Raw genomic sequence first — 3,079 nt, forward strand, 5'->3', positions numbered from 1 at the left:
TAAAAAAATTTGACAAAAAAATGTAGATTTCAATATATCTACAACATTTTTAATTATTTAAAACTGTCAAACTCGGGTTTAGTTAAATATTAAATTAGAAAAAAATTAAAAAATATATTCATATTTTTACTGTTTTTATATAAAATAATATTAATAATATATATTTGTAATAAAATAAGGAGGAAATTATGAAAAAAACACTATTATTAGCCAGTTTAATTACAACTATTTCAATGGCATCAACTGGTTTTGTCGAGAGTAATTTTAAAGGTGATTTAAACTTCACTAAAGCAGATGATACGACTGTATTTACTGGAAATCTTGATGAATTATCACTTAAAGGTGAAGTAAAAGTTAATAAACTTACTTTAGGTGCAGTATTAAAGAATAAAGATATTAAAGCAATATCTAAAGTTAAACCTTTAACAACTGAAATGTACACAGAAAACTTATTAGACAATTCAAGTGTATACGCTAAATATGAATTACCAAAATTTGCTGGAATTAAATCATATGTAAAAGGAACATTAAATCCTAAAGTTAAATATGAAGCAGATGGAACATTAAACTTCAAAAAAGGTAATGTTGAATTAGAAGGACAATTAGCTCATAGCTTCAGTAATGGTGCAGAAGTATCATTAACTTCAAAGACTACATTCCCATTTGAAAAGAAAGATGGAGAATATGGTAAAGCAGCTTCATCAGAACACACATTAAAATTAGGAGCAAAGAAATTAAATAACTTTGAAGACCTAGAAGCAAGCTTAACTATAGGGCACGTATATGCAAAAGATGGATTCAGAAAAGCTGAATTAAATGCAAAAGGAACATATGTAGGATTAAAAGATACTAAATTAAATGGAGAATTCAACTTTATAGATGAAAAAGAAGACGATGGTAAGACAGATAAGAACATGGCTGTATCATTAAAATCTGGAGCAAACTATAAAGGAGTAAAGGATCTAGAATTAGATGGTAAATTCAACTTCAAATACCAAGTAAAAGGTACTTCAAAAGTTAAAGATATTATAACAGACTCAGACGTAGTATTAAACAAAGATGCATATGCACACTCATATGAATTAGATGCTAAATACACAGGAGTAAAAGACCTAGAATTAACAGCAGGAGCATTCGTACAACATATACACTTTGATGAAGGTGGATTAGGTAATTACGTAGCAAATCCTTCTGAATGGCTATACGCTAAAAGCTTAGTGTCAAACGATAAAGACTTCTTTGCTAAACATAAAGAAGAATTAGAAAAAGCTAAAAAAGAATACGAAAAAGCTTTAGAAACTATAAAAAACACAAAAACAGAAGATAAGAAGAAATATAATGACAACAAAGAAATTTATGATAAATTAATAGAAGCTAAAAAATTACAATTAGATGAAGAAATTAAATCTGCTAAAGCTATATATGACAGCATAACAGACGAAAAAGATAAAGCTACTGCTAAAAAAGCTTATGAAACACAAGTTAAAATTAATAATCTAGAACTTAAAACTGGAGAATTATCAACAAAATTATCAAACATACATTTCCAACTTGAAAAACTACAGTTAGAAAAGAAAACTGAAAAAGAAGAAGAAATAGATAAACTGCTAGAAGAATCTAAAAAACAAGTACAAGAATTAACAAAAGATAAAGAAGACAAAGGCTTGTTTACATTTCTTTATTCATTAACTAAATCTGCAGTTGTAAATACTGTTAGGGAATTTGTACCTAGTGCTATACCATATACTCCAGAAGAAAAAGGTAAAAAATTAGCAAAAGCAGAATATAATAAAGAAGTATTCCTTCACGAAGAAAAAGAAAACAAAAAAATCAAGAACATAATTAAAGATCTAGTATTTAAAAAGGAAGCAAATGGTTCATATAAGATAGTAGCTAATGCAGGCGATGTTAATGCAAATGATGTATACGATGATATAACATCATCTGAATATGGAAAAGCTTTAGCAACTAAAGAAAGCCACGAAAATTATTTTAAAAACAAATATAACGAAGCTATAAATACTCTAAGTGAATACAAAACAAAAATAGACTTAGTAAACTTTGGATTCAAATTAGGTACTAAGTACACTGGTGTTAAGAACCTAACATTAACTGCTGATAGTGTATTTGCAGGTAGACATCATTCAGGATATGATCAATTGCTTAAATTTAAACCATATACAACAGGATACATTAAATTACACACAGGTGTAAAATATGACTTCAAGTTATTAAATGATAAATTAGTTGTAAGTCCAGAAGCTAATGCTACAGCTACATTCGCTGATATTTATGCTGGAATGGTTAACCCAAGCTTAGTATTAGCACCAAAAGTATCTGTAGAATACAATCCAATGGAAACATTAAAAGTTTCAGGTTCAGTAGAAGTTCCAGTTAAATTTGGTTTAAACCAATTTGAAGAATTCGGTTATAGAAGCACATCTATTAAAGGTGCATTAAACATGAAATATGAATGGAAATAATAAAAGGGCAAAAGCCCTTTTTTATTTGAATTCGTATAATATATTTAAAAAAATATGACAATAAAAAATAAATAATATTAAAAATCTATAAATTTAAAAAATATGGTTAAAAAATTGTAAGGTGTATTTTTTACCAATATTCTATATAAATTCAAAATACGTTTTAAATGGTTAAAAAATAACCTTGAAAACTATTAATTTCTATGTTCATATTTTATGATTTTACATATAAAATAGTATTAATAATATATACTTGTAACGGAAAGAAGGAAATTTTCATGAAAAAAACGCTATTATTAGCCAGTTTAATTACAACTGTTTCAATGGCATCAACTGGTTTTGTCGAGAGTAATTTTAAAGGTGATTTAAACTTCACTAAAGCAGATGATATGACTGTACTTACTGGAAATCTTGATGAATTATCACTTAAAGGTGAAGTAAAAGTTAATAAACTTACTTTAGGTGCAGTATTAAAGAATAAAGATATTAAAGAAATATCTAAAGTTAAACCTTTAACAACTGAAATGTATACAGAAAACTTATTAGACAATTCAAGTGTATACGCTAAATATGAATTACCTGAATTTGCTGGAATT

At 26.8% G+C, this 3,079-nt stretch carries 2 protein-coding genes; both read left to right on the forward strand.

The window, feature by feature from the left end:
* The first annotated feature begins 188 nt into the window (after positions 1 to 188).
* On the forward strand, positions 189 to 2,483 hold the full coding sequence (locus tag IMK15_RS06235) for a hypothetical protein (protein WP_192942276.1): 2,295 nt from the start codon (positions 189 to 191) through the stop codon (positions 2,481 to 2,483).
* A 278-nt stretch (positions 2,484 to 2,761) separates the two neighbouring features.
* A partial coding sequence (locus IMK15_RS06240) for a hypothetical protein (protein WP_192942277.1) occupies positions 2,762 to 3,079 on the forward strand: 318 nt, incomplete at its 3' end.

Source organism: Sneathia sp. DSM 16631 (genome assembly GCF_014892235.1).
Taxonomy (GTDB): domain Bacteria; phylum Fusobacteriota; class Fusobacteriia; order Fusobacteriales; family Leptotrichiaceae; genus Sneathia; species Sneathia vaginalis.

What these genes read in the sequence shown, in the direction of transcription:
- IMK15_RS06235 (WP_192942276.1), top strand. Translation starts at nt 189, where the DNA reads ATGAAAAAAACACTATTATTAGCCAGTTTAATTACAACTATTTCAATG.